The 2,269-nt window shown below is 58.3% G+C and carries 2 protein-coding genes; both read right to left on the reverse strand.

Features of this window, described 5'->3' with window-relative positions; genetic code table 11:
- Position 1: 1 nt before the first annotated feature.
- Complete coding sequence (locus tag VLV32_07140) at positions 2-1,939, reverse strand: acyl CoA:acetate/3-ketoacid CoA transferase (GenBank protein HUL41662.1); 1,938 nt, start codon at positions 1,937-1,939, stop codon at positions 2-4.
- Positions 1,940-1,948: 9 nt separating this feature from the next.
- The coding region (locus tag VLV32_07145) for a class III poly(R)-hydroxyalkanoic acid synthase subunit PhaC (protein HUL41663.1) at positions 1,949-2,269 on the reverse strand (321 nt) is incomplete at its 5' end.

The following is a 2,269-nucleotide window of genomic DNA, read 5'->3' on the forward strand; positions in this document are numbered from 1 at the left end:
ATCAGGTTACGCGCTGCGATCGCGCAAATTGTTGGGCTTCCGCCTGAGTCTCGAAAATGTGGGGAGCGACATGGCGCTCCGTGAGCGCCTCGCCGAGTTTAAGCCGCATGAATGCACTTGTAGTATAGCGAGACGCCGAACTGTAATAACGCTTCTCGAGATAGGCGATCATCGAGAAATACGTATCGCTCACCATCGGATCGAGATAGAAACCGTCGTAACTCGCGATTAGAGCAACTGGTTTGGCGATTTCTCGGCAGCGCCGTTCGACCTCGCCTCGGATGCGGTCAACGTCTTCCACCGTCCTGACCTCAAAACCCTCAAAGTTTACGAAAAGGATGTTGCGCACGGAGTCGTAGGTGATGCGATCAGCAAGGTTTCGGCCGAGCAGCGCGTGGTCCAGGCCCATAGGGGCATTGCGGAAAATGCGCGGATCCATGGGCCTGACGTTGCGCATCAGCGGTTCAAAATCCATCTGCCCGAGAACGTCGCGATCAAGATCAACCCCCAGAGCAATTTCAATTAATTCCAGCCCCGCCGGCGTCCGCTCAAGTACACAACGCTCGGTGACATAGAGGACGACCTGTCCAGTTTCTGCCGCTCGATCACCACTGAACGTGACCTGCTCTACTTCTTTAATGAACTTTCGCGAGCTCCCCTCTCGCAAGATGTGCACCTTCTCGTCTTCGATCGCGATTTTCAGACCACCGCTGGTGAATGTTCCAGCAAACACGATTTTCTTCGCACTTTGCGAGATGTTGATGAAGCCACCGGCGCCCGCGAGCCGTTTCGAGAACCGGCTCACGTTGACGTTTCCCGCCGCATCGGCCTGCGCCATGCCTAAACAAGCCAGATCAAGGCCGCCACCGTCATAGAAATCGAATTGCTGATTCTGGTGGATCACCGCATCCGGGTTAAGCGCCGTGCCAAAATTCAATCCGCCCTGGGGCATTCCGCCGATGACGCCGGGCTCTGCCGTCAATGTCAGATGTTGCAGCACGTGCTCTTCTGCGGCTACCGCGGCCACCCCTTCTGGCATGCCGATGCCCAAATTGACCACGCCACCCGGCGGAAGCTCGAAGGCGCATCGGCGCGCAATAATTTTTCGTTCGTCGAGTTCAAGCGGCGAAATCCGGTTCATTGGCACGCGCTGTCGGCCCGAGAAGGCGTGACTATAGGCCGTACCATAGGTCTGCGCGTGATTCTCTGCCTCGGCGACCACAACGCAGTCGACCAGAATGCCCGGAATCTGCACCTCGCGCGGGTTCAGGGAGTTGGCTGCGGCAATTCTTTCGACCTGCACGATGACAAATCCGCGCGAATTTTTGGCCGCCATGGCCATCGCGAGGTTATCGAGCGTGAGAGCCTCCCGCTCCATCGTGATGTTCCCGGCCGGGTCGGCGGTCGTTCCCCGTAGCAGCGCCACGTTGATCGGGAAAGCCTTGTAGCGCAGCCATTCCTCGTTATCGATGGTCAAGAGCTCGACGAGGTCTTCCGTCGTCTTCTCGTTAAGCTTGCCCCCTTCAAGCCGCGGATCGACAAAAGTGCTCAACCCGATTTTGGTGATCGTTCCGGGGCCGCCGGCGGCAATGCTGCGGTAGAGATGCGAAATGCACCCGAGAGGCAAGTTGTAAGCCTCGATGCGATTGGCAAGTGCAAGTTCGCCCAGTCGCGGCACCAAAGCCCAGTGCCCGCCGACCACCCTCTTTATGAGGCCGTCGTGCGCAAGCCGGTTCAATCCGCGATCCTTCGAATCACCGGGCGCAGCGGCAAACAGGAGCGTGAGATCCGAGGGATGCCGCGTCTCCCGGTACCGTTTTTCCAACGCCAGCAACAATTCGTCCGGAGTGCCGACGCCGACGAAGCCCGACGTGCATAACGTGTCCCGGTCGCGAATGATGGCAACCGCCTCGTCGGCGGAAACAATCTTATCCTTCATAAGCGCGCCTCATTCCCTGGCGACCAGCCAGTCCGCTATGCTCTGGCTCAACTTGCCCTGCGACTTGCTCGAGACGAACAGCCCAACATGACCGCCAGGGAGCGGAATTTCGGTGTAGTCGTCGCTACCGATCTTGCCGCCCAACGCGCGCGAGCAATCCGGCGGGATGATATGATCATCCAGCGCATAAACGTTGAGCACGGGCGCGGTGATTGATCTTAGGTCAACCTTGCGGCCCGACAATTCGAAACTTCCGTCGATTAGGCGGTTGTCCTGGTAGAGCTCCTTTAACCACTGTTTGGCGGCTTCGCCGGGATGATGCGGTCGGTC

Source organism: Burkholderiales bacterium, assembly GCA_035518095.1.
Lineage (GTDB): Bacteria > Pseudomonadota > Gammaproteobacteria > Burkholderiales > JAHFRG01 > JAHFRG01.

What these genes read in the sequence shown, in the direction of transcription:
- VLV32_07140 (HUL41662.1), bottom strand. Translation starts at nt 1,939, where the DNA reads ATGAAGGATAAGATTGTTTCCGCCGACGAGGCGGTTGCCATCATTCGC.